Genomic DNA, 17,537 nt, shown 5'->3' with positions numbered 1-17,537 from the left:
GTCTCACGGCTCCATCCGCACGGTGTAGGAGGCCTTCAGCCGGTTGACCGCTTCCCATGCGCGCGAGCGCGTCTCATCGACGCGCCATTGCCGCAAGACCTCGTCGCGCACATCCTCGAAATGCGCGGGATCGCCGGGACGGCGCGAGTCGAGACGGACGATGTGCCAGCCTTCTTTCGATTGGAGCTTCGCCCAAGTTCCTTGCGGTAGTGCGAGAAGATCGTCGCGAAACTTCTCGCCGAAGGCGGGCGCGAGGCTGGTGACGGGGCGTGCGAGAATGGCGCGCGTGCGCTCGCGAAGCTCCTCCGATTCATGGCCGGCCGAGATGTCCTCGAGCCAGCGTGTGGCCTCGGCGGAATCGGCGGCGGGCGTGAGATAGAATCCGACACGCTCCGGCTCGTCGAAGCGGTCGCGATTTTGCTCGAACCAGGCGCGCAATCGCTCCTCGCTCGGCTGCGGCAGCTTGATCTGATCGAAGATGAGCAGCTGCAGCTTATAGGCGATGCGGTCGCGGATCATGTCGTCGCCGCGATCGACGCCGAGCGACTTGCCCTCGCGATAGAGAATCTCGCTCGCCACCCAGCTGTCGATCATCGCCTGCAGCTGCGCGTCCGACGGGGCGCGCGCTTTGTCCTCATCGAAATTATCGATGAAGGATTGGCGCAGCGCCTTGCTCACTGTGATGACGCGCTCGTCCTTGGGCGGGGGATGCAGCGCGGCGTCGGCGGCGAAGACGAGCGCGCCGATCGCCAGAAAATGCAGGAGAGGCTCGCTTCGAAGGCGCTGCGTCGAAGCGCGGCCCGCCGACGCCGCATCGCCGAGCCGACTCCGAAGGAGAGCGCAGGAGAGGGACTTCACCATCGAGCCCATATGCTTTTCGAATACGTCATGTGTGCAGCCTTATGCATCGGCGCATGCCTTTTGTCATCCGCGCCGCGATGAAAAAAGCGTGTTTCAGCAAGAATAAAAGCGCGTCATTGTAATGAAACGGTCACAAGACTGTCGTTGTCGTTCTTCCATATTCCGCGCGCCGATGCGTCGCTCGACGCCGGGGGCTCGTCTAGGTTTTTTGCGGGGAATTGGCATGCACCGTTCGAAATCAGCGGTTCTATTGACCGCCGCGTCTGTCTCGCTCGCTTTTGGTCACTCGGCGTCCGCCGGGGGATTCGGCGAGGAGTCGCGTAAGCATAATCCGTATGTCGCCGGCGACATGCACAACCACAACACCTGCACCGACGGCTCCGTCGCCGCGGGCTACACGATCGATCGCGCGGTCGGAACCGGTCAGGCCGCCGCCGGCGGAACCAATTTCGATCTCGATTGGTTCACGCTCGGCAATCATGGCGGCTCGGGCAATCGCGATTGCCGCTTCGCCGACACCAGCGCCAATATTCCGGGCGAGACGACCACCACCTGGTCGCAAACCCTCGGCCAGACGATTCAGGGCATCACCATCACCGGCCTGAAAGGCTCGGCGAATGGCGCGAACATGTGGCGCTGGCAGTCGATCGGCGAGGTCGAATATCCGATCATCGTCAATCGTTCCGCGCAATATGACAAGGTGCTCGTCGAAGGTCTCGAATGGATCGTTCCGGGCCATGAGCATACGGATGTGGCGGTGATCGCCGGCCAGCATCCGCGTCATGGCGGCAACGCCGACAAGATGGCGGAGTTCGAGTTTCGCTTCGACCGCGCCGACACCGACAGCATCGGTCCGGTCGACGCCAGCAATAATCCGCTGTGGCCCGGCAAGGACAATGTCAACAATGCAGGAACAGCCGGCCATGGAAAGGCGCTGGAAGGCGTCAAATGGCTGCAGGCGAACTACCCGCTGCAATCCTACGCCATCCCGACGCATACGGAGCGCCAGGGGCCGTTCTCGGCGACGGCCAGCAAAGGCTACAATATCGAGCATTTCCGCGACTTCAACAATGCGGCCCCGACGGTCGCTTTCGGCATCGAGTCTCCCGGCCATATGGCGGAAGGCGGCCTGACCGGCGGCTCGGGCTCCTATGGCTCCGGCGCGGTCGGCGGCGGCACTTACGGCATGGTCGGCGTCTATACGGCGAAGGTCGGCGGACTCTGGGACGGCCTGCTCGCGGAAGGCCGCAACTTCTTCATGTTCATCAGCTCGGACTGGCATAGCCGCGGCGCTTTCGGCGCGCGTGATCGCTACACGACGGCGGACTTCATTCCGGGCGAATATACGAAGCTCTATGTCCCGCATACGGGCGGCTTCCGCAATCAGTCGATCATCGACGGCATGCGCTCCGGCAACAGCTATTCAGTGAATGGCGACGTCATCGGACCGGACTTCGAGTTCCGCGCCAGCGCGCATGGCCAGTGGAAGACGATGGGCGAGACGATCGTCGCGCGTCCCGGCGAGAAGATCGTGCTCGAGGTGGAGCTGACCGTTCCGGCGACGAACAACAGCCCCTATAGCTTCGACAATCCTCTGCTGGCGCAGATCGGCCAGCATCAGCCGCTGAACAAGCCGTCGATCGATCACATCGATCTCATCACCGGCAAGATCACCGGCGTCGTGTCGCCGAGCGCGCCCAATTACGCCGTGGCCAACGCCGCTGGCGTCGCCGGCGCGTCGATCGTCTATAATCCTACTGCGGCGATCGCCAAGCAGATCAATTGGCGGAACATGAAGGTCAAGAAGCAGCGCGACGGCTCGACGCGCCTCTCCTTCGAGACCACATTCACCATGGGCTCGGAGCCGGGCTATATCCGCGCGCGCGGCACCAATATTCCGGTGGCGACGCCCAATGTGACCGATAGCGCCGGCAATCCGCTGCTGGACGCCAATAATGCGGCGGTCAGCTGCACGGACAGCTCCTGCCCGGCGCATCTCGAATCCGTCAACGGCGTCAAGAAAGTGACCCATGACGTGCAGGCATGGGCCAATCTCTGGTTCTATGGGAACCCGATTTTCCTGCGTCCCGTCGGCTCGCCGAAGCTGCTCGTCGAGCAGAACGCCGAGCTCGCGCGGCGTCTCGCTTTCCAGCACGGTTTCGATCGCTGGCGCGAGGAGCACGCCGAGCGGGAACACGCCGAGCGGCACTGATCGCGCTTATTAGCGTAGCTTGGACGCCGGCGACGATTTTTCGTCGCCGGCTTTCTCGTTTTGCGGGTTGATCCGACGATGCGGACTCTGCTTGTTTTCATGGCGACCATTCTCGTCTGCGCGGCCTTGCTGCTGGCGGCGCGGCGGGAGCCGCCGGCCGCGCCGAGCGCGCCCGCTACGCCCGCTGCCGCGGCCATCGAGACGACAGCGCCGGAGGACGCCGAGCCGACGCGCGAGGACTGCGTCGCCGCAGTGGATAAGGCGCAGGCGCTCGCCAATGCTCTGCCGAAGGAGCATCCTTCGCGCTACTTTGCGGAGCGCCATCTGCATCAGTCGATGGCCGAGGCCGGCAATGGCGAGTTCGACGACTGCCTCTATTGGGCGGCGGCGGCGTTCGACGAGGTGCGCGAGCTACGGCACCAGCTGCAGCCGGGAGAAACGCTCGGCGTGCTGCGGCCGGACGAGACGCCGGCGCCGCCGGCGCCTGCTCAAAGCGCAGAGAAAAAGCCCCTGCGCGACAAAGCGCGGAAATAGGCCATAGGATAGATTATGGATCAGATCGAGCCGCTTTTTCCCATTCCGCTCATGCGCTGTCCCGGCCTTTTGGACGCGGCGCTCGTCGAGGCCGCGGTCGAAGCGATCGGCAATGCGCGCATCGAGAAAAACCTGCGCTCGGAGCAGCTCTTTCACACGGAGATTGCCGATCCGCGCAGCGACGAGCTGTTTCGCCGCATGTCGGATCTCGCCATTCCCAAGCTCGTCGATTTCGGCGCGCTCCTCTTTGGAGAGCGGCTGGAATGGATGGTCAAGGAAATGTGGACCAATGTTCTCGAGCCCGGCGGCAGTCAGGCGCTACATTCGCACGCCAACAGCTTCGCTTCGGGCGTTTTCTATCTAACGCCCTCGCATCCCGGCAGCCGCACCGCTTTCGTGCGGCCGCCCGGCGGATTCGAGTTCAATTTTCGGCATCACACGCGCTCTGCGGCGATGGGGCCGTTCAACGCCGGAAAATATGTGGTTCCCGAGGCGGAGCCGGGCGATCTCATTCTCTTTCCGAGCTATCTCTATCACGAGGTGCCGAAGAATCAGGGCGGCGTGCGGGTCACGGTCGCGTTCAACGCGATCCCCGATCGTCTCGATTGCTGGGGCTATCAGATCAAATTCGCTCCGTGAGAAGAACGCGCGCTCATTCGCCGCTAGTCTCGCCACGCGCATTTCGTCTTTGCGGCGCGGCTTCGTCGATCGCCTGCAGCAGGCGCGCCGCCTCTTCGCCGCTCGATGTGGCGAGCGATCGCGCCATGGAGATCAGCGGCGCATAAGCGGGATCGAATTCCGGGCTGATGCGAAGCGTCTCCAGCAATCCCGGCGCGGCGGCGTCGACGAGCGCGCGGCCGCGTGGATCGCCGGGCAGTGCGGCGCCGACCTCGAGGAAGTGGTTTCGTGCGCGCCAATAGGCGGAGAGGCGCCGCGCGAGCGCGTCGTCCTCGCGCGCGAGCTCTGCGGCGTCGGGCGTCATCTCGCGCATGACGGCGAGCAGAGTGGTCCAGGGCGGCGTCGTCAGCGCGCGAACATTGCGGCGCGCGTCGAAGGTCACGAAAGGCGCATCATCGACATTGAGCGGCCCGGCGCCGACGAAAGCGGCGAGCGCTTGGCCGCCGCCGGCGTATTGGCCGAGCAGATCGATCGGCGTGGCGAAGCCGAGCGGCCGCGCGACGGCGGCGGTCGCCGGCTCGCTCAGCCGCGCGGAAAGAGCGGCTATGTCGAGAGGCGCATCGTCGCGGCGTCCGATCAGCGCGAGCATGGGCGTGCGCACGCTGTAATGATTGAGCCAGGCCGAAGCGCCGGGATAGGCGGAGAGAAAGCTGCGAATGATCGCGCGCAGGGACGGTAGATCGAGCTGATAGAGCGGCAGCCATTGGCAGAACAGGCCGCCGGGCGCGAGCCGCTCGCGCGTCGCCGTGAAATGCTCCACCGTATAGAGCGCGCCGCTTCCATCCAGCGCCGGATGAAAGAGATCGGCGACGATCACGTCATATTTCGCGCGATCGGCGAGAATGTGGCGCCTGGCGTCGGCGACATGCACTTTCGGCTCTAGCGAGCGCGATGTATCGGCGAACCACGGCAAGAGCGCCACGACTTCCGGCGACAGCTCGACGCCCTGCGCTTCGACGCCGGGCGTCATGGCGCCGCCGATGAGCGTGGCTCCCGTCCCGACGCCGAGGAAGAGAGCCTCGCGCGGCGCCGGATGCAGCAGCAGCGGCAGCAGGGCCTGCCGAAAGTCGGAGCGCGCCGAGCTGGTGCCGCCCATGCGAAAATGGCCGTTGATGTCGAGATAGCGCACGCCGGCGGCGTCGACGACGACGCTGGCGGTGACGGTCGGGCCGTCGAGCGTCGCCAGCACGCGTCCCCCTTGTGGCGCGCGAATGAAATTGGGCGCGGGGAGGGCGAACAGCAGAGCGCCGGCGAGCATCGGCGCCGCTATGGGCGCGAGCGAGGCGAGTCGGGGACGCAGCAGTAGCAGATAGCCGAGCGCGATCGGTATGGTCGCGCGCCATGCGCCGAATGTCGGGATGAGAAATTGCGCCGTCACAAACGGCGCGAGCGCGGCGCCGAGACTATTGACGCCGACCGCAAAACCGAGAGAGCCGCGCAAATCCTGCGCCTGCTGCGCCAAATGGCCGAATAGCGCGCCCATGGCGATGGAGGGCAGGGCGAAAAGCGCGAAGGCGGCGAGGAGCTCACCGGCGGCGCCGAATCCGCTGGCGCTTTCGGCCGCGTGCAGCACGCTCGGCGCGAGCGCCGTCGTCGACAGGCAGGCGGCGGCGGTGGCCGCGAGCAGCCAGGCTATGCTGGCGTCGCCGAAGCGCCGTCCGAATTTCTGCCACGCCGAGCCGCCGACGGCGGAGCCGAGAAGATAGGCGGCGAGCAGGCTGGCGAATGTGTAGACCGTATCCTCGAGAACCTGCGCGGCGAGTCGCACGATCGTCATCTCGAAGGCGATGCCGAGAAAGCCGGTCGCGAAAAGGGCGCAGAGCAGGCGCGTCGCAGTCGCGCGCGGCATGCGGGGGGAGGGGCTCGGCTCGACCCTTCTCTGCAGCGCGACGGCGCCGATCGCGCAGGCGGCGTTCACGCAGGCGAGGACGAGCAAAGTTCGCGACAGGCCGAGCTGCGGCATCAGCACGAAGGCCGAAGCGAGCGCGCCGAGCACCGCGCCCGCCGTATTGGCGCCATAGACGCCGGCGGAGACGCGCGCATCGCCCGACAGCGCCTTGGTCATGCGCGCGAGCGCGGTGAGCGTTCCTCCCATCGCCGTCGTCGCGGGAAGCAGCAGCAAGGCCGGCAGGGCGAAGCCGAAGGCCCATAGTGCGGTGGCGGAGGGATCGACGCCGAGCAGCGCCGGCGCGCGGCGGGCGGCCCCCTCGAGGACGAGGATGCTCGCCGCGCCCCAGAGCCCTATGGCCGCTTCCAGCAGCGCATAGGCGAGAAAGGGCGAAGGCGTCTTGGCTATGATCGCGTCGAGGAGGAAGGCGCCGAGGGCGAGGCCGGCGAAAAATCCGGCGATCACGCCGAGCACGGCCATCATCTCGGAGCCGACGACGAGGCTCGCCATGCGCGTCCAGACGATCTCATAGCCGAGACCGGCGAAGCCCGATGCGACGGTGATCGCGATCAGCGCCGTGAGCTCGATCCGCGCTCGGCGCGCCGGATCGATATAAGTCCGCATCGTCTCATCATCCGTGAAGCCGCGAAACTTCCCGCCTATCGCGGCTTCGATACGGTTTGATGACGATCAGCGTAGCGACAGCAGATGGCCGCGGGTCATGCGCTCGATCAGCAGGCTCACGAAAATCATGCCGACGCCGAACTCGAGCACATAGGCGCGGTCCAGAAAGCCGGCGCCCACGCCGTCGTAATAAGCATAGCGCATCCATTCGATCGATTGCGCGATCGGATTGTAGGATTGCATCGTGCGATAGGGCTCCGGCAGATTGTCCGGCAGAAAAACCGTGCCCGAAGCGAACCATAGCAAAATGCGGAGCAGCGAGTACATCAGCGCCCACATCGGCATGGCGAGAGCCAGCGTGCCGTTGAAGAATCCAATGCCGACGCCCAATATGATCGCGGCGGCATAGGCGAGCGCCGCCTGCTCTATGTCGCGCGGCGCCAAATTTTCGCCGAACGCCGATCCGAGGATGAGCAAGATCAGCACGACGGTGCAGGAGGAGAGGATTTCGAGCAGAATGCTCGAGATCAGCGAGTCCATCACCTTGACTTCTGGAAAGGCGAAGAGAGGTCGGCTCTGAAGGACTGACATCATCATGAAGGTGGAGAGATAGGCCTGCACTTGAAAAGGCACAGCGCCGGTCGCCACGAAAAGCAGGGTGCTCTCTCCAACGGGAGCCATGCGGGAATTGAAGACAAAGAGCAGGATGATGATCAACGTATGCACGAGGGGCCAGGCGATCGCGACCAGATAGCCGAGGCCGTGACCGAAGAAGCGCGTGCGAATATTGCGCAGCATCAAGGCGAACAGCACGAGCCGCTGGCGCCGAAACGCGTCCCGAAATTCCGATGTCGCGCTCTGCGTGGCGTACATGGGCTGCCTCCACTCGGGTTTGGCGATCTCCCGGTCGGAGCGCGCGGATCAGGGGCGAAGGATCTCGCCTCGAATAGGTTTCGAATATGGCGCCCGTGCGGCGCGGAAGCGCGATCGAGCCCGGCGTTCCAGCAGATCGATTCGATATCGCAATCCTCGGGCCGCGGCAAGATTGGCCGGGCCGGCGCCGCGAAGCGCGGAGCTTCTTGATCCGACGGCGGCTTTCACCTAATAGAATTGCTCGACGCCAGCGAGTTTCGCATTGGCGGTCTCTTTGCGGAATGGGGCGTTTCGATGCGCGGAGCCGCGAGCGTCATATCGATCTGCGCCCTTACGCTCGGCGCGCCCTGCTTTGCGGCGCCGTCCGGCGTCAGCGTGGAGCCGGAGGCGCTCGCGCATTATTCCTATTGCGTCAACGAGGCGAAGGACCGCAGCTTCGTCTATGTCCTGTCGCGCCAGGTCCTCTATCGCTGTCACGGCGACGTCGCCATCTCCTATTTCAACTATCTCGGCCATCGTCATGTCCAGGAGCGGCGTCTCGAGGACGAGACCGGCGTCTATCTGTTTCGAATGATCAGCGGCGTTGGACGATGCTGGACCAAGATTCTCGACGAAGCGCGTGTTCCCGTCTCGGCCTTCGGCTGCGAGATCTACGTCGATATTTGAACATTCCGGCGCGCCGCCGCGCTGCGCTCGTCGAGACGGCCGTCCGGGCGGCGACCGCGCGCGGCGAGGGGCGCGCGTTGGCGCATGTCGTCTGGATCGCGCTCGCCGCTCTTGCTTTCGCTTTTCTCGATCTCGCGCAGCTCGGATGGTGGGCGACGCCGACGCTGATTCTGTTCAGCGCGCTCGCCTTCGCCGCTGTCTTCGACGCGCGCTTCCTCATCATTCCCGACGGGCCACTGATCGTCCTGCTGCTGCTCGGCCTCGCCCTGCTGCCCTCCGATGGCGAAGCGGCGGCGCTGCGCATCGCGGGCGCTGCGGGCGGCTATGCGACGTTGCGGGCGATCGACATGGCCTATCGGCTGCTGCGGGGGCGCGCCGGGCTCGGCCTCGCGGACGCGCATCTGCTGGGCCTCGCAGGCCTGTGGCTGGGGTCGGCGGCTCTGCCCGGCTGCCTGCTGATAGCGGTGGTCTCGGCCTTCCTCTCGGCGCTGATTGCGGCGCGTGACGGCGCGCTCGGCCATATGGCGCAGCCGATCCCCTTCGGTCCGCATCTCGCGCTCGGCTTCTGGCTCTGCTGGAGCCTCGGGCCGCTGGAGGCCGCTCAGAGCGGGTTTTGACGAATGCGCACGGTGAAGGAGGCGTCGATGCGCTTGCCGCGGCGTGTTCCCGCCAGCCGCACCGCGATGAGCTTCGGCGGCGTGTCGCGCCCCAGCCACTCATTGGTCCAGACGGGCGAAGCATTGGGCTCCGGCGCGCCGAAATAGGAAAGCTCGAAGGTGGCGAGGCCGCGCAGCGCGGTGGCGGAGCGCGACTGGCCGCCGACGCCGAACCACGCCTCCTGCCGCAGCACGCCGGAGCGCACATTGAGATCGTCGCCGGAGGCGGAAATCTCGGTCAGCGCCAGACCGCCCCAATCCGCGCCGCCATCGCTCGTCGTCGCTAGGCGAATGCGGCTCGCACGGCCTTCGAAGGCGACCGTCGGCCGGCCGTCCCGCCTGTCGAGCTGAACGGGAAAGGCGCGGGACAAGATCGCCTCCAGCGCGCCGGCGGCCTCCTCCACCTCCTGCACGCCTTCATAATCACGGCCGGTCTCCCAGACGCGCTTGCCGAGGCGAAAGCCGCCAGCGATGGTTCCGACGATAAGCGACATCAGCGCGATGGAGAGCAGCGCCTCGAGCAGGGTGAAGCCGTGGGCGCGACGCGGAATTCTCATTGCGCCGGCCGATTTGCGTCGATCTTGACCGTGCGCAGCGTCAGCGCGTCGCCAGGAGCGGCGTCGCCCGGTCGGCGTATGGCGAGCGCCACGGGGCAGGCGACGATCTCGCCGAGACCGCCGGGGTCGGCGGAGGAGCGGCACGGGCCGACCGAAAGGCTCCAGACGAGTCCGTCCGCATAGCGCCCGGCGCTTTCGCCCATGATGAGCGGCGTCGCGACGCCCAGCGCCTCCAGCTGCGAACGTCCCTGACGCGCCGCGCGCAGCAGGAAATCGCCGCGGCTCTCATTGCGGGCGCCGAAGCCGACGCCCTGCAGCAGCCCGCCCAGCACCAGAGCGAGGATCAGAAAGGCCGCCAGCGCCTCGATCAGCGCGAAGCCGCGCCGCGCTAATGGAAGGCGCATCGCGTCGCTCCGGTGAGCCAATTGACGTCGATCTCCGCGCGCGCGCCGGCGACGCCGATCGTCAGCCCGCCGCCCGAGGAGCCGCCGTCCGCAAAAAAGGCGATGGCGCCGCGTGAGGGCTCCGTCCGCTCGCGCGCCGAAACGGCGAGCTCTATGGCGGCGTCCTCCGGCAACGCCGTCTCGGCGATGGCGGGAGAAAAAAAGGCTCTGCGCCGCAGGTCGATCGTCAGCGCCTGCTCGCTCGCGGTGGAGATCGCCCGCATTCGCGTCGCCCGCAGTCCGGCGCAGAGCGCGCGCGTCGCGCTCTCGACGCGCAGACGCGGCGACGGACGGCGCGCGAATTGGCCTGCCATTCCGGCGAGCAGCGCGACAATCAGCAGAATGGCGAGCGTCTCCAGCAAGGAGAAGCCGCGCCGGCGCCGCGCGCTGCGCGTCACAGGCGGTCTCATCGCAGAGCGAGATCATTGATGCCGAGAACGGCGTCCATCACCGTCATCACCAGCCCGCCGACGACGGCGGCTATGAAGATGGTGAGGGTCGGCGTGATGAGGCCGACGGCGCGCTCCAGGCTACGTTGCGTCTGCCGCTCGAACATTGCCGCGAGGCGCAGCAGCATGTCGTCGAGCCGCCCGGCCTCCTCGCCGATGCGCGCCATTGTCGCCGTCGTCGGCGGCAGGCGCTCGACCCGCTCCAGCGCGGAGCTCAGCGCGCCGCCGCCGCGCACGGACTCGATTACCTTGACCAGCTCCGCCGAGAAATAGCGATCCGAGAGCACGGCGCGCGCGCTGTCTAGGCCTTGCAGCAGCGGCACGCCGGCCTTCAGCGAGGAGCCGAGCGTGTAGGCGAAGCGCGCCGTCTGCAATTTGGCGCTCAGCGGCCCGGCATAGGGCAAAGAGAGCAGCGCGCGATCGAAACGCACGCCGAACTCCGGACTCGCCGCCGCATAGCGGCGCAGCGCGATGATGAGCGCGATGAGGAGCGCGAGCGCGCCGACCGTCCAGCGCCAATGCGCCGCGACATCGATGACGAATTGCAGGCCCGCGGGCATGGGCTGGCCGCTGTCGACGAAGATCGGCGCGATATTGGGGACGAGCGCGCTCAGCACCACAGCCGTGGAGACGATCGCCAGCACGATCAGCAGCGCCGGATAGACGAGCCCGCTCTGAATGCGCGCGCGCATCTCGAGGCGGCGCTCCAATATATCGGCCATGTCGCCGAGCGCCTGCGCCGCATTGCCCATCGTCTCGCCGGCGCGCACGATGTTGATGTAATCGGGGCCGAAGAGATCGGTCCGCGTCGCCAGCGCGTCGGAGAGAGACGCGCCATCGACGACGCGCCGCAATATCTCATCCGCCAGCGCGCGCAGGGCCGGCGTCGCGCTCTGCGTCGAAAGCAGCCGCAGGCTGTGGTCGAGCGGAACGTCGGCCTGCTCCAGCGTCGCGAACTCGCGCGTGAAGGAGGCGATATCGGCGGGCGAGGGCTTGCGCGCGCTAAATTGCAGAGACAGTAGCGAGCCCTTGGCGCCGGCGCGCGTCTCGCGCAGCGAGAGCGGCGTGAGCCCGCGTCGCCACAATGCGTCCTCGGCGTCCTCGCTGGAGCGCGCTTCTATGTCGCCCTCGATCAGATCGCCGATCGACGAATAGGCGCGATAGCGAAAATTGGACATGTCAATCGACCTGCGTCACGCGCAGCACCTCATCGACGCTGGTCTCGCCGCGCCAGGCCTTGCCCATGCCGCATTGATACATCGTCGTCATGCCGGCTTCGCGCGCCGCCGCCGTCATCGTCGCCTCGGGCGCCGCCTCGCAGACGAGCCGTCGCATGGGCTCGGTCATGATGAGCATTTCCGCGATGGTCGAGCGCCCAGCATAGCCCGTGTGACGGCATGCGGGACAGCCGACCGGCTGGCCGAGCCGCTCCGGCTCGCGCGTGAAGGCTTCGCCGGCGAGGCGGCTGCGCCAGCTCGCGCGCTCCGGCAGCGGGCTGCTGCAGGATGGGCAGAGACGCCGCACCAGACGTTGCGCCATGATCGCCTTTACCGTCGAGGCGATGAGATAGGGCTCGACGCCCATGTCGATGAGGCGCGTGATCGAGCCCACTGCGCTATTGGTGTGCAGGGTCGAGAAGACGAGATGGCCGGTCAATGAGGATTGTATGGCGATCTTCGCCGTCTCGGCGTCGCGAATCTCGCCGATCATGATGATATCCGGGTCCTGCCGCAGCATGGCGCGCAGGCTGGACGGAAAATCGAGGCCGATGGCCGGCTGCACCTGCACCTGATTGACGCCGGCGAGCTGATATTCGATCGGGTCCTCGACAGTGAACACTTTCACTTCTGGATTAGCCAGCTCCTTGAGCGCCGTGTACAGCGTCGTCGTCTTGCCGCTGCCGGTCGGGCCGGTGACGAGCGCGATTCCATTGGGGCTGCGCATCACCTTGCGCAGCGAGGCGATGACGCCGGGCTCGAAGCCGAGGGCCTCGAAATCGAGCGCCACCTGGCTGCGGTCGAGAATGCGCAGCACGATGCTCTCGCCATGCGCGGTCGGAATGGTGGAGACGCGAAAATCGATGTCGACGCCGCGCACGGCGAGCTTGATGCGCCCGTCCTGCGGCAATCGCCGCTCGGCGATATCGAGCCGCGCCATGATTTTTATGCGCGAGGTGATGGCGGCTTTCAATCCCGGCGGCAGCGTGTCGACCGTGCGCAGCGCGCCGTCGATGCGATAGCGCACCTGCACCGCGTCGAGCCCGGGCTCTATGTGAATATCCGAGGCGCGCGCCTCGATCGCGCCGCCGACGATCTGATTGACGCGCCGAATGACCGGCGCCTCATTGGCGATGTCGCGCAGGCGCTGCAGATCGAAATCGCTGGCGTCTTCCGCGCGTATGTCGGCCTCGACGAGCGCGGAGCCCTCGGAGCGCTCGCCATAGAGGCTGGCCCAGGCTTTCTCGAATAGCGCCGGCGTCGCGATGCGCAGATCGAGCGTGAGGCCCGTGGAATAGGCGAGCGCCTCCATCGGGCCGTTCTCCAGCGGATCGGTGACGGCGAGCGTCAGCCGCTCCTGCGTCGCGGCGAGCGGAAGAATGCCATTGGCGCGGATGAATTTCTTGGGGATTTTCGCCTCGAGCACCGGCTCGCCGGGCGTCTCCTCCGCCGACATCACGGGAATGCGCAGAAATCTGCCGAGATGAATGCAGAGATCATTCTCGGACAAGAGTCCGAGCTTGGTCAGCACATGATCGAAACGCTCGCCGCTCTGCCGCGCGGCGCGCTGCGAGCGTTGCAGCGCCAGCTCGTCGACGACCTTCTCGCTCAGCAGATAGGCGCCGAATTGCTCCAGCAGCGCAGCGCCGTCGATGTGCGGACGGGGCGGCGTCCCTTGCGAATATGCGCCGTCGATCATCGTCGCCACTCGTCGAAAAATCTCAAAATGTCCCCGCTGCGGTCCGTTGGCCAGGCTCTGGCGCTGCGCGGGATCGGATGGTAGCCTCGCAGCGTTCCGGGCGCAATCGCGCCGAGCAGCGAACGAGCGAGCGTCAATGTCGTCGGCGTCGATGGAGCCGAGGCGCCGCCCCCTCGGGAGGGGCCGGCGCGCGTCTCATATTTTGTTGTTTTTCGCGGCGATCGCGTCCGTTTGTCTCGTCGCGCCGCATGTTGTGGCGGGAACGTCATATTTATTCGCTACGGCGGAGGCCTGCGTCGCTTCCGGGCGATTCTCGCGACAGGGCTGCGCGCATGCATTCGGCAATTCGCTGATCGAATTGCGCGAGCGCATCGCGCGTTTCCCGGCGCGGTGGAAATGCGAAGCGAAGTATCGTCTATGCGAGAAAGACTCGGGCGACGAGGAGGCCTATCGGCCGACATTGCTCGGCGTCGAGATCATGACTGGCGCCGCGCCGACCGTCACGCCGATACTCGCGGTGGAGACGCCGCCGCGTACATTCATGCCGCAGCCGATCTCCCGCGCGATCGAGCCCATGCCGCATTTCGCGGTAGGTTTCGCGCCCATCCTGCCGGCCGGACGCTTTCATGCGAAAGCGAAGGGCGCGGCGGAGGAGGCCTCGCAGAGCATCGACGAGGAGATGGTCGATATCGATGCGTCGCCGCCGCGCGAGGACGCCGGCCCGGCGCGGCGCGAATCTTCTGCGGCGCGTCGCCAACGCCTGCGCGCGGCGCCTTTCGTCGAGTGAATTCCACAATGATCGCAGTTGCCGGAGTGGTCCTTGGTGCGATCGCGGCTCTTATGCTAGCGTGCGCGCGAGCATGAGCTTTGCCATAAGACGAGGCTCGAATGCTCGTTAAGCGATATTGGTCTGGTCATTGGAGGAATTGCAACAATGCTGAAAAAACTCGCTTTGGCGAGCGCTTTCGCTCTCATTTCTGTTTCGAGCGCCTCGGCCGACGGATGGTCCTCGCGTCAGAACGCCTGCAGCAAATTGCCGTCGTGGCAGGAGCTCCACGACAAGCTGCAGTCCATTATCACGCAGGGCGGCAATAGCGGCCTCGGCTTCAACATGTGGGCGACGATCGTCGCCAATGACGGAACTGTCTGCGCCGTCGCCTTTTCGGGCGCCGACTATAAAGGCCAATGGCTGGCGAGCCGCGTGATCTCGGCGCAAAAGGCCAATACGGCGAACGGACTCAGCCTCGCCAAGGGCGTCACGCCGGCGACCTCCGCATTCGGAGCGCGAGGCCTCGCTCTGGCGACGGCCAATCTCTATTCGGCGGTTCAGCCCGGCGGCAGCCTGTTCGGCCTGCAGTTCAGCAATCCCGTCGATCCCGATGTCGCCTATCTCCAGCAGAACGGCCAGCCCAATGATCCGGCGACCTTCGGCAAGTTCAATGATCCGCTGGTCGGCCGTCCTATCGGCGGCGTCAATGTGTTCGGCGGCGGCCTGGGCCTCTACGACAAGGGCGGCGTCAAGGTCGGCGGCGTCGGCGTGAGCGGCGACACGTCCTGCACGGACCATTTCGTCGCGTGGAAGCTGCGCAGCCTTCTCAAGCTCGATCGCCTGGGCGAGACTTCCGCGGGCGCGGGCGATGGCGTCGCGGGCGTGAACGCGGATCCGAAGCGTCCCGACAATATCGTGTTCGACATAACGGCGGGAGTGAGCGCGAGCGGCTGGGGCCATCCCAAATGCGACGGCGGGCTCGTCCCGACCTCGCTGCCGCCCGTCCGGCCTTTGAACTGATCTCGAGGGGAGGGCGTCGATCATCGCCCTCCCTTTCGATCGTAACGAATTGGGTCCGAGGTCACGATGTCATCGTCGTCCATCTGGCGTAGAGAGATCTTCGAAGGCTCGCTCGCGAGTTCCGCCAGCCGCGCGTGGAGCTGGTATCGCGCCGAGTTTTTCGCGCTCTTCTCTCCAGCGACGCTCGCATGGCTGCTCGATCGCGGCGAGCGGCGTCTGCTGCTGCGCGTCGGGCGTGGGCGCGAGCCGCTGCAATTGCTCTCCGCCGATGGTCAGGCGCTCGCCGAGCCCGTTTCGGCGGAAGAGCTGTCACGCTCCTCGATCGACGAAGCGCTGGAGCGTCGCGGCGCGACGCGGGCGGCGACGAAGATCGTCGTGGAAATTCCACGCGAGGCGTTTTTTGTTCGGCGCTTCGACGCGCCGCTCGCCGCGCAGCCAGATCTGCCGCGCCTTCTCGCGGCGGAAGTGGAGCGCAAGACGCCTTTCCTGCTCGCCGATATCGTGCATGGCCATTTCATCGAGCCGCATCCGCAATCGCCCGGCAAGATCGTCGTCGAGCAATGGATTTTGCGCCGCGATCTGCTGCCGGCTCTTCTCGACGGCTCGGGCCTGTCCATCGACGATCTCGACATTGTGCAGCCGGCGCTCGAAGGCGCCGCGCTCATTCCCGCTCTCGCGCTCGGTCGCGCGGCGGAGGCGCCGCATCGGGAGCGCGCCGCGGCGCTGATCCTCGCTGTCGTCGCTATCGCCTTTCTTCTCATCGGCGTCGGCGTCACGCTGTGGCGGCAGGACGTCGACGCCGCGGCGCTCGATGTCGAGATCGCCGAAGTGTCGCGCCGCGCCGCAGATGCGCGCAAGATCGCCGAGCAGGCCGCCTCCGAGAGCCGCCTCCTCGCCACGCTGCGTGGGGAGCGCGCGAAATATCCGGCCTTCGCCGATCTCTGGGAGGAAGTCTCGCGCCTTCTGCCGGACGGCGCTTTCGTTTCCGACATGCGCCTCGTCGAGGCGCGCGAGGGCGAGCGCTCCATCGAGATCGTCGGCCTCGCCGATTCGGCCGCGAGCCTTCCCGCGCTGTTCGATCGCTCGGCGTTGTTCGCGGACGCCAAGCTGACGGCGCCGATCACGCCCGATCCGATCGAGAAGCGAGAGACCTTCTCGCTGCAGGCCAAAGTGAGACGCAATCCATGAGCCGGTCACGCCGATGGCGCTGAGCCCGACATCCCTCTCGCATCCGCAATGGTCGCGGCGCGCGCTGTTCTTCGGCGCCAATGCGCTTGCGGCGCTGCTGCTCTATTTCATCGTCGTCGAACCGCTGCGCGCCTTGCTCGCCGAGCGCGCCGAGGGAATCGTCGATCGGCGCGCCACGCTCGCGCGCTATGCGGCCGTCGCCACGCAGGAGAAGGCGGTGCGGCTCTATGCGCAGCAGGTGGCGGAGAGCAATGCGCAGGGCGAATTGCTCTCCGGCGCGACGGAGGGCGTCGTCGACGCCAATCTGCAAGCGCTGCTGAAGGCCGCGGCGGATCGGTCCGGCGCCACGGTGAACTCTATTCGCACGCTGCCCGCCAAGACGGTGAATGGCGCGTCGCTGGTCGGCGCGCGGCTCGATGTGAGCGGCTCGATCGAATCGCTGCATGCGCTGCTCCGCTCGCTCGAGAGCGAGACTCCGCTGCTGCTGGTGCTGACGGCGTCGCTGCGTCGTCAAATGCCGGTCTGGGGCGCGCAGGCCGCCAATGACGGCATGCTCGCCGCGCAATTCGACGTCTTCGGCGGCGCCTCGAAGGAGCGCTCATGACGCGCGCGCTCGCCGCGCGCATTCGCGCGCTCATGCGTGAGCTGCGTTTGTCGCAGCTCGCCGCCATGCTGCTGGCGTCATTGGCGGCGTTGGACGTCGCCGCTCTCGCTTTCGCGCTTCTCGCATGGCTCGGCCCGGACGAATCGGCGCCGCCGGCGAAATCGGATTGGCGCCCGCCCAGCGTGCTCTCGTCCGTCTCCGGGCCGGCGCCGCTCGCGCGCGAGGATGCGCAGACATTGTCGCGCCCCATCTTCTGGAAATCGCGGCGTCCGCGCCAGGCCGTCGCCAAATCCGATCGTGACGGCTTTGCGGGAATTCCCACCGCGCCCGCCGGCCTCGCGGTCTCGGCGATCGTGCGCTCCGGCGCGTCTGTGCGCGCTTTCGTCGTTTCCGGCGACGACCCGGAAGGCCGCTGGCTCACGCCCGGAGAATCCGTGCAGGGCTGGACGATCGCCGAGGTCGGCGAGCTGGAATTGAAGCTCGTCAATGGCGCGCAATCGGCGCGCCTGCAGCTCTATCCAGAACAATCGCAATAGTGTTCCGTCGCTTTTGCGCGAGGAGGCGTGTGGCGTGTGACCGACAATCATGTTAGGTGGCGT

18 protein-coding genes are annotated in these 17,537 nt (G+C 66.4%); 10 read left to right on the top strand and 8 right to left on the bottom strand.

Going from position 1 to position 17,537, the window contains the following annotated elements:
- Positions 1-3: 3 nt before the first annotated feature.
- Positions 4-861, bottom strand: a complete 858-nt coding sequence (locus K369_RS13480; RefSeq protein WP_245278197.1) for a peptidyl-prolyl cis-trans isomerase — start codon at positions 859-861, stop codon at positions 4-6.
- Positions 862-1,084: 223 nt separating this feature from the next.
- Here K369_RS13480 and K369_RS13475 point away from each other — a divergent pair, with 223 nt between their 5' ends.
- The 3 genes from K369_RS13475 (at position 1,085) to K369_RS13465 (ending at position 4,246) form a co-directional block, all read left to right on the top strand.
- Positions 1,085-3,073 (top strand): hypothetical protein, encoded by a 1,989-nt coding sequence (locus K369_RS13475; RefSeq protein ID WP_036291867.1) that lies wholly within the window; start codon positions 1,085-1,087, stop codon positions 3,071-3,073.
- Between the two features lie 78 nt (positions 3,074-3,151).
- Positions 3,152-3,607, top strand: coding sequence for a hypothetical protein (locus K369_RS13470; RefSeq protein ID WP_245278196.1), 456 nt, complete (start codon positions 3,152-3,154; stop codon positions 3,605-3,607).
- A gap of 15 nt (positions 3,608-3,622) precedes the next feature.
- A complete protein-coding gene (locus tag K369_RS13465; RefSeq protein ID WP_036291866.1) occupies positions 3,623-4,246 on the top strand; it encodes a 2OG-Fe(II) oxygenase family protein in 624 nt (207 codons plus the stop codon).
- A gap of 13 nt (positions 4,247-4,259) precedes the next feature.
- Here the strand turns inward: K369_RS13465 and K369_RS13460 are convergent, their stop codons facing one another.
- Together K369_RS13460 and K369_RS13455 are read right to left on the bottom strand one after the other, a co-directional pair.
- Positions 4,260-6,797, bottom strand: coding sequence for a spermidine synthase (locus K369_RS13460; RefSeq protein WP_036291865.1), 2,538 nt, complete (start codon positions 6,795-6,797; stop codon positions 4,260-4,262).
- A gap of 66 nt (positions 6,798-6,863) precedes the next feature.
- Positions 6,864-7,670, bottom strand: coding sequence for an ABC transporter permease (locus tag K369_RS13455; protein WP_036291864.1), 807 nt, complete (start codon positions 7,668-7,670; stop codon positions 6,864-6,866).
- A gap of 294 nt (positions 7,671-7,964) precedes the next feature.
- On the opposite strand from K369_RS13455, the gene K369_RS13450 reads away from it, so the two are divergent.
- Both K369_RS13450 and K369_RS13445 read left to right on the top strand, forming a co-directional pair.
- Complete coding sequence (locus tag K369_RS13450; RefSeq protein ID WP_036295168.1) at positions 7,965-8,336, top strand: hypothetical protein; 372 nt, start codon at positions 7,965-7,967, stop codon at positions 8,334-8,336.
- Positions 8,333-8,953 carry a prepilin peptidase gene (locus K369_RS13445; RefSeq protein ID WP_036291862.1) on the top strand — a complete coding sequence of 207 codons (621 nt, stop codon included), beginning with the start codon at positions 8,333-8,335 and terminating at the stop codon, positions 8,951-8,953. Before K369_RS13450 ends, K369_RS13445 begins: the two co-directional genes overlap by 4 nt.
- On the opposite strand, the gene K369_RS13440 is transcribed toward K369_RS13445, so the two are convergent.
- The 5 genes from K369_RS13440 to K369_RS13420 are packed head-to-tail and all read right to left on the bottom strand — an operon-like array spanning position 8,938 to position 13,357.
- Entirely contained in the window at positions 8,938-9,549 is a 612-nt protein-coding gene (locus K369_RS13440; RefSeq protein ID WP_036291860.1) for a type II secretion system protein J, read from the bottom strand. The two genes, K369_RS13445 and K369_RS13440, sit on opposite strands and share 16 nt — an antisense overlap.
- On the bottom strand, positions 9,546-9,953 hold the full coding sequence (locus K369_RS13435; protein ID WP_036291858.1) for a hypothetical protein: 408 nt from the start codon (positions 9,951-9,953) through the stop codon (positions 9,546-9,548). The genes K369_RS13440 and K369_RS13435 overlap by 4 nt, the downstream gene beginning before the upstream one ends.
- A complete protein-coding gene (locus K369_RS13430; RefSeq protein ID WP_036291856.1) occupies positions 9,938-10,402 on the bottom strand; it encodes a prepilin-type N-terminal cleavage/methylation domain-containing protein in 465 nt (154 codons plus the stop codon). The genes K369_RS13435 and K369_RS13430 overlap by 16 nt, the downstream gene beginning before the upstream one ends.
- On the bottom strand, positions 10,399-11,619 hold the full coding sequence (locus tag K369_RS13425; protein ID WP_036291854.1) for a type II secretion system F family protein: 1,221 nt from the start codon (positions 11,617-11,619) through the stop codon (positions 10,399-10,401). Before K369_RS13425 ends, K369_RS13430 begins: the two co-directional genes overlap by 4 nt.
- A 1-nt stretch (position 11,620) precedes the next feature.
- On the bottom strand, positions 11,621-13,357 hold the full coding sequence (locus K369_RS13420; protein WP_036291852.1) for a GspE/PulE family protein: 1,737 nt from the start codon (positions 13,355-13,357) through the stop codon (positions 11,621-11,623).
- A gap of 358 nt (positions 13,358-13,715) precedes the next feature.
- On the opposite strand from K369_RS13420, the gene K369_RS13415 reads away from it, so the two are divergent.
- From K369_RS13415 to K369_RS13395, 5 genes are all read left to right on the top strand, one after another.
- Entirely contained in the window at positions 13,716-14,144 is a 429-nt protein-coding gene (locus tag K369_RS13415) for a hypothetical protein (RefSeq protein ID WP_156967885.1), read from the top strand.
- A 147-nt stretch (positions 14,145-14,291) separates the two neighbouring features.
- A complete protein-coding gene (locus tag K369_RS13410) occupies positions 14,292-15,146 on the top strand; it encodes a heme-binding protein (protein WP_036291848.1) in 855 nt (284 codons plus the stop codon).
- Between the two features lie 66 nt (positions 15,147-15,212).
- Complete coding sequence (locus tag K369_RS13405; protein ID WP_036291846.1) at positions 15,213-16,334, top strand: PilN domain-containing protein; 1,122 nt, start codon at positions 15,213-15,215, stop codon at positions 16,332-16,334.
- 13 nt (positions 16,335-16,347) lie between these two features.
- Positions 16,348-16,938: a type II secretion system protein GspM gene (gene gspM, locus K369_RS13400; RefSeq protein ID WP_036291844.1), complete on the top strand. Its 591-nt coding sequence runs from the start codon at positions 16,348-16,350 to the stop codon at positions 16,936-16,938.
- Positions 16,935-17,474 carry a hypothetical protein gene (locus K369_RS13395; protein ID WP_036291843.1) on the top strand — a complete coding sequence of 180 codons (540 nt, stop codon included), beginning with the start codon at positions 16,935-16,937 and terminating at the stop codon, positions 17,472-17,474. Before gspM ends, K369_RS13395 begins: the two co-directional genes overlap by 4 nt.
- Positions 17,475-17,537 lie beyond the last annotated feature (63 nt).

The sequence above is a fragment of the Methylosinus sp. PW1 genome, from assembly GCF_000745215.1.
Taxonomy (GTDB): Bacteria; Pseudomonadota; Alphaproteobacteria; order Rhizobiales; family Beijerinckiaceae; genus Methylosinus.
This window is presented reverse-complemented; position numbering and strand designations above follow the sequence as displayed.

What these genes read in the sequence shown, in the direction of transcription:
- K369_RS13460 (WP_036291865.1), bottom strand. Translation starts at nt 6,797, where the DNA reads ATGCGGACTTATATCGATCCGGCGCGCCGAGCGCGGATCGAGCTCACG.
- K369_RS13420 (WP_036291852.1), bottom strand. Translation starts at nt 13,357, where the DNA reads ATGATCGACGGCGCATATTCGCAAGGGACGCCGCCCCGTCCGCACATC.
- gspM (WP_036291844.1), top strand. Translation starts at nt 16,348, where the DNA reads ATGGCGCTGAGCCCGACATCCCTCTCGCATCCGCAATGGTCGCGGCGC.
- K369_RS13455 (WP_036291864.1), bottom strand. Translation starts at nt 7,670, where the DNA reads ATGTACGCCACGCAGAGCGCGACATCGGAATTTCGGGACGCGTTTCGG.
- K369_RS13425 (WP_036291854.1), bottom strand. Translation starts at nt 11,619, where the DNA reads ATGTCCAATTTTCGCTATCGCGCCTATTCGTCGATCGGCGATCTGATC.
- K369_RS13435 (WP_036291858.1), bottom strand. Translation starts at nt 9,953, where the DNA reads ATGCGCCTTCCATTAGCGCGGCGCGGCTTCGCGCTGATCGAGGCGCTG.
- K369_RS13475 (WP_036291867.1), top strand. Translation starts at nt 1,085, where the DNA reads ATGCACCGTTCGAAATCAGCGGTTCTATTGACCGCCGCGTCTGTCTCG.
- K369_RS13450 (WP_036295168.1), top strand. Translation starts at nt 7,965, where the DNA reads ATGCGCGGAGCCGCGAGCGTCATATCGATCTGCGCCCTTACGCTCGGC.
- K369_RS13430 (WP_036291856.1), bottom strand. Translation starts at nt 10,402, where the DNA reads ATGAGACCGCCTGTGACGCGCAGCGCGCGGCGCCGGCGCGGCTTCTCC.
- K369_RS13465 (WP_036291866.1), top strand. Translation starts at nt 3,623, where the DNA reads ATGGATCAGATCGAGCCGCTTTTTCCCATTCCGCTCATGCGCTGTCCC.
- K369_RS13470 (WP_245278196.1), top strand. Translation starts at nt 3,152, where the DNA reads ATGCGGACTCTGCTTGTTTTCATGGCGACCATTCTCGTCTGCGCGGCC.
- K369_RS13440 (WP_036291860.1), bottom strand. Translation starts at nt 9,549, where the DNA reads ATGAGAATTCCGCGTCGCGCCCACGGCTTCACCCTGCTCGAGGCGCTG.
- K369_RS13410 (WP_036291848.1), top strand. Translation starts at nt 14,292, where the DNA reads ATGCTGAAAAAACTCGCTTTGGCGAGCGCTTTCGCTCTCATTTCTGTT.
- K369_RS13480 (WP_245278197.1), bottom strand. Translation starts at nt 861, where the DNA reads ATGGTGAAGTCCCTCTCCTGCGCTCTCCTTCGGAGTCGGCTCGGCGAT.
- K369_RS13405 (WP_036291846.1), top strand. Translation starts at nt 15,213, where the DNA reads ATGTCATCGTCGTCCATCTGGCGTAGAGAGATCTTCGAAGGCTCGCTC.
- K369_RS13395 (WP_036291843.1), top strand. Translation starts at nt 16,935, where the DNA reads ATGACGCGCGCGCTCGCCGCGCGCATTCGCGCGCTCATGCGTGAGCTG.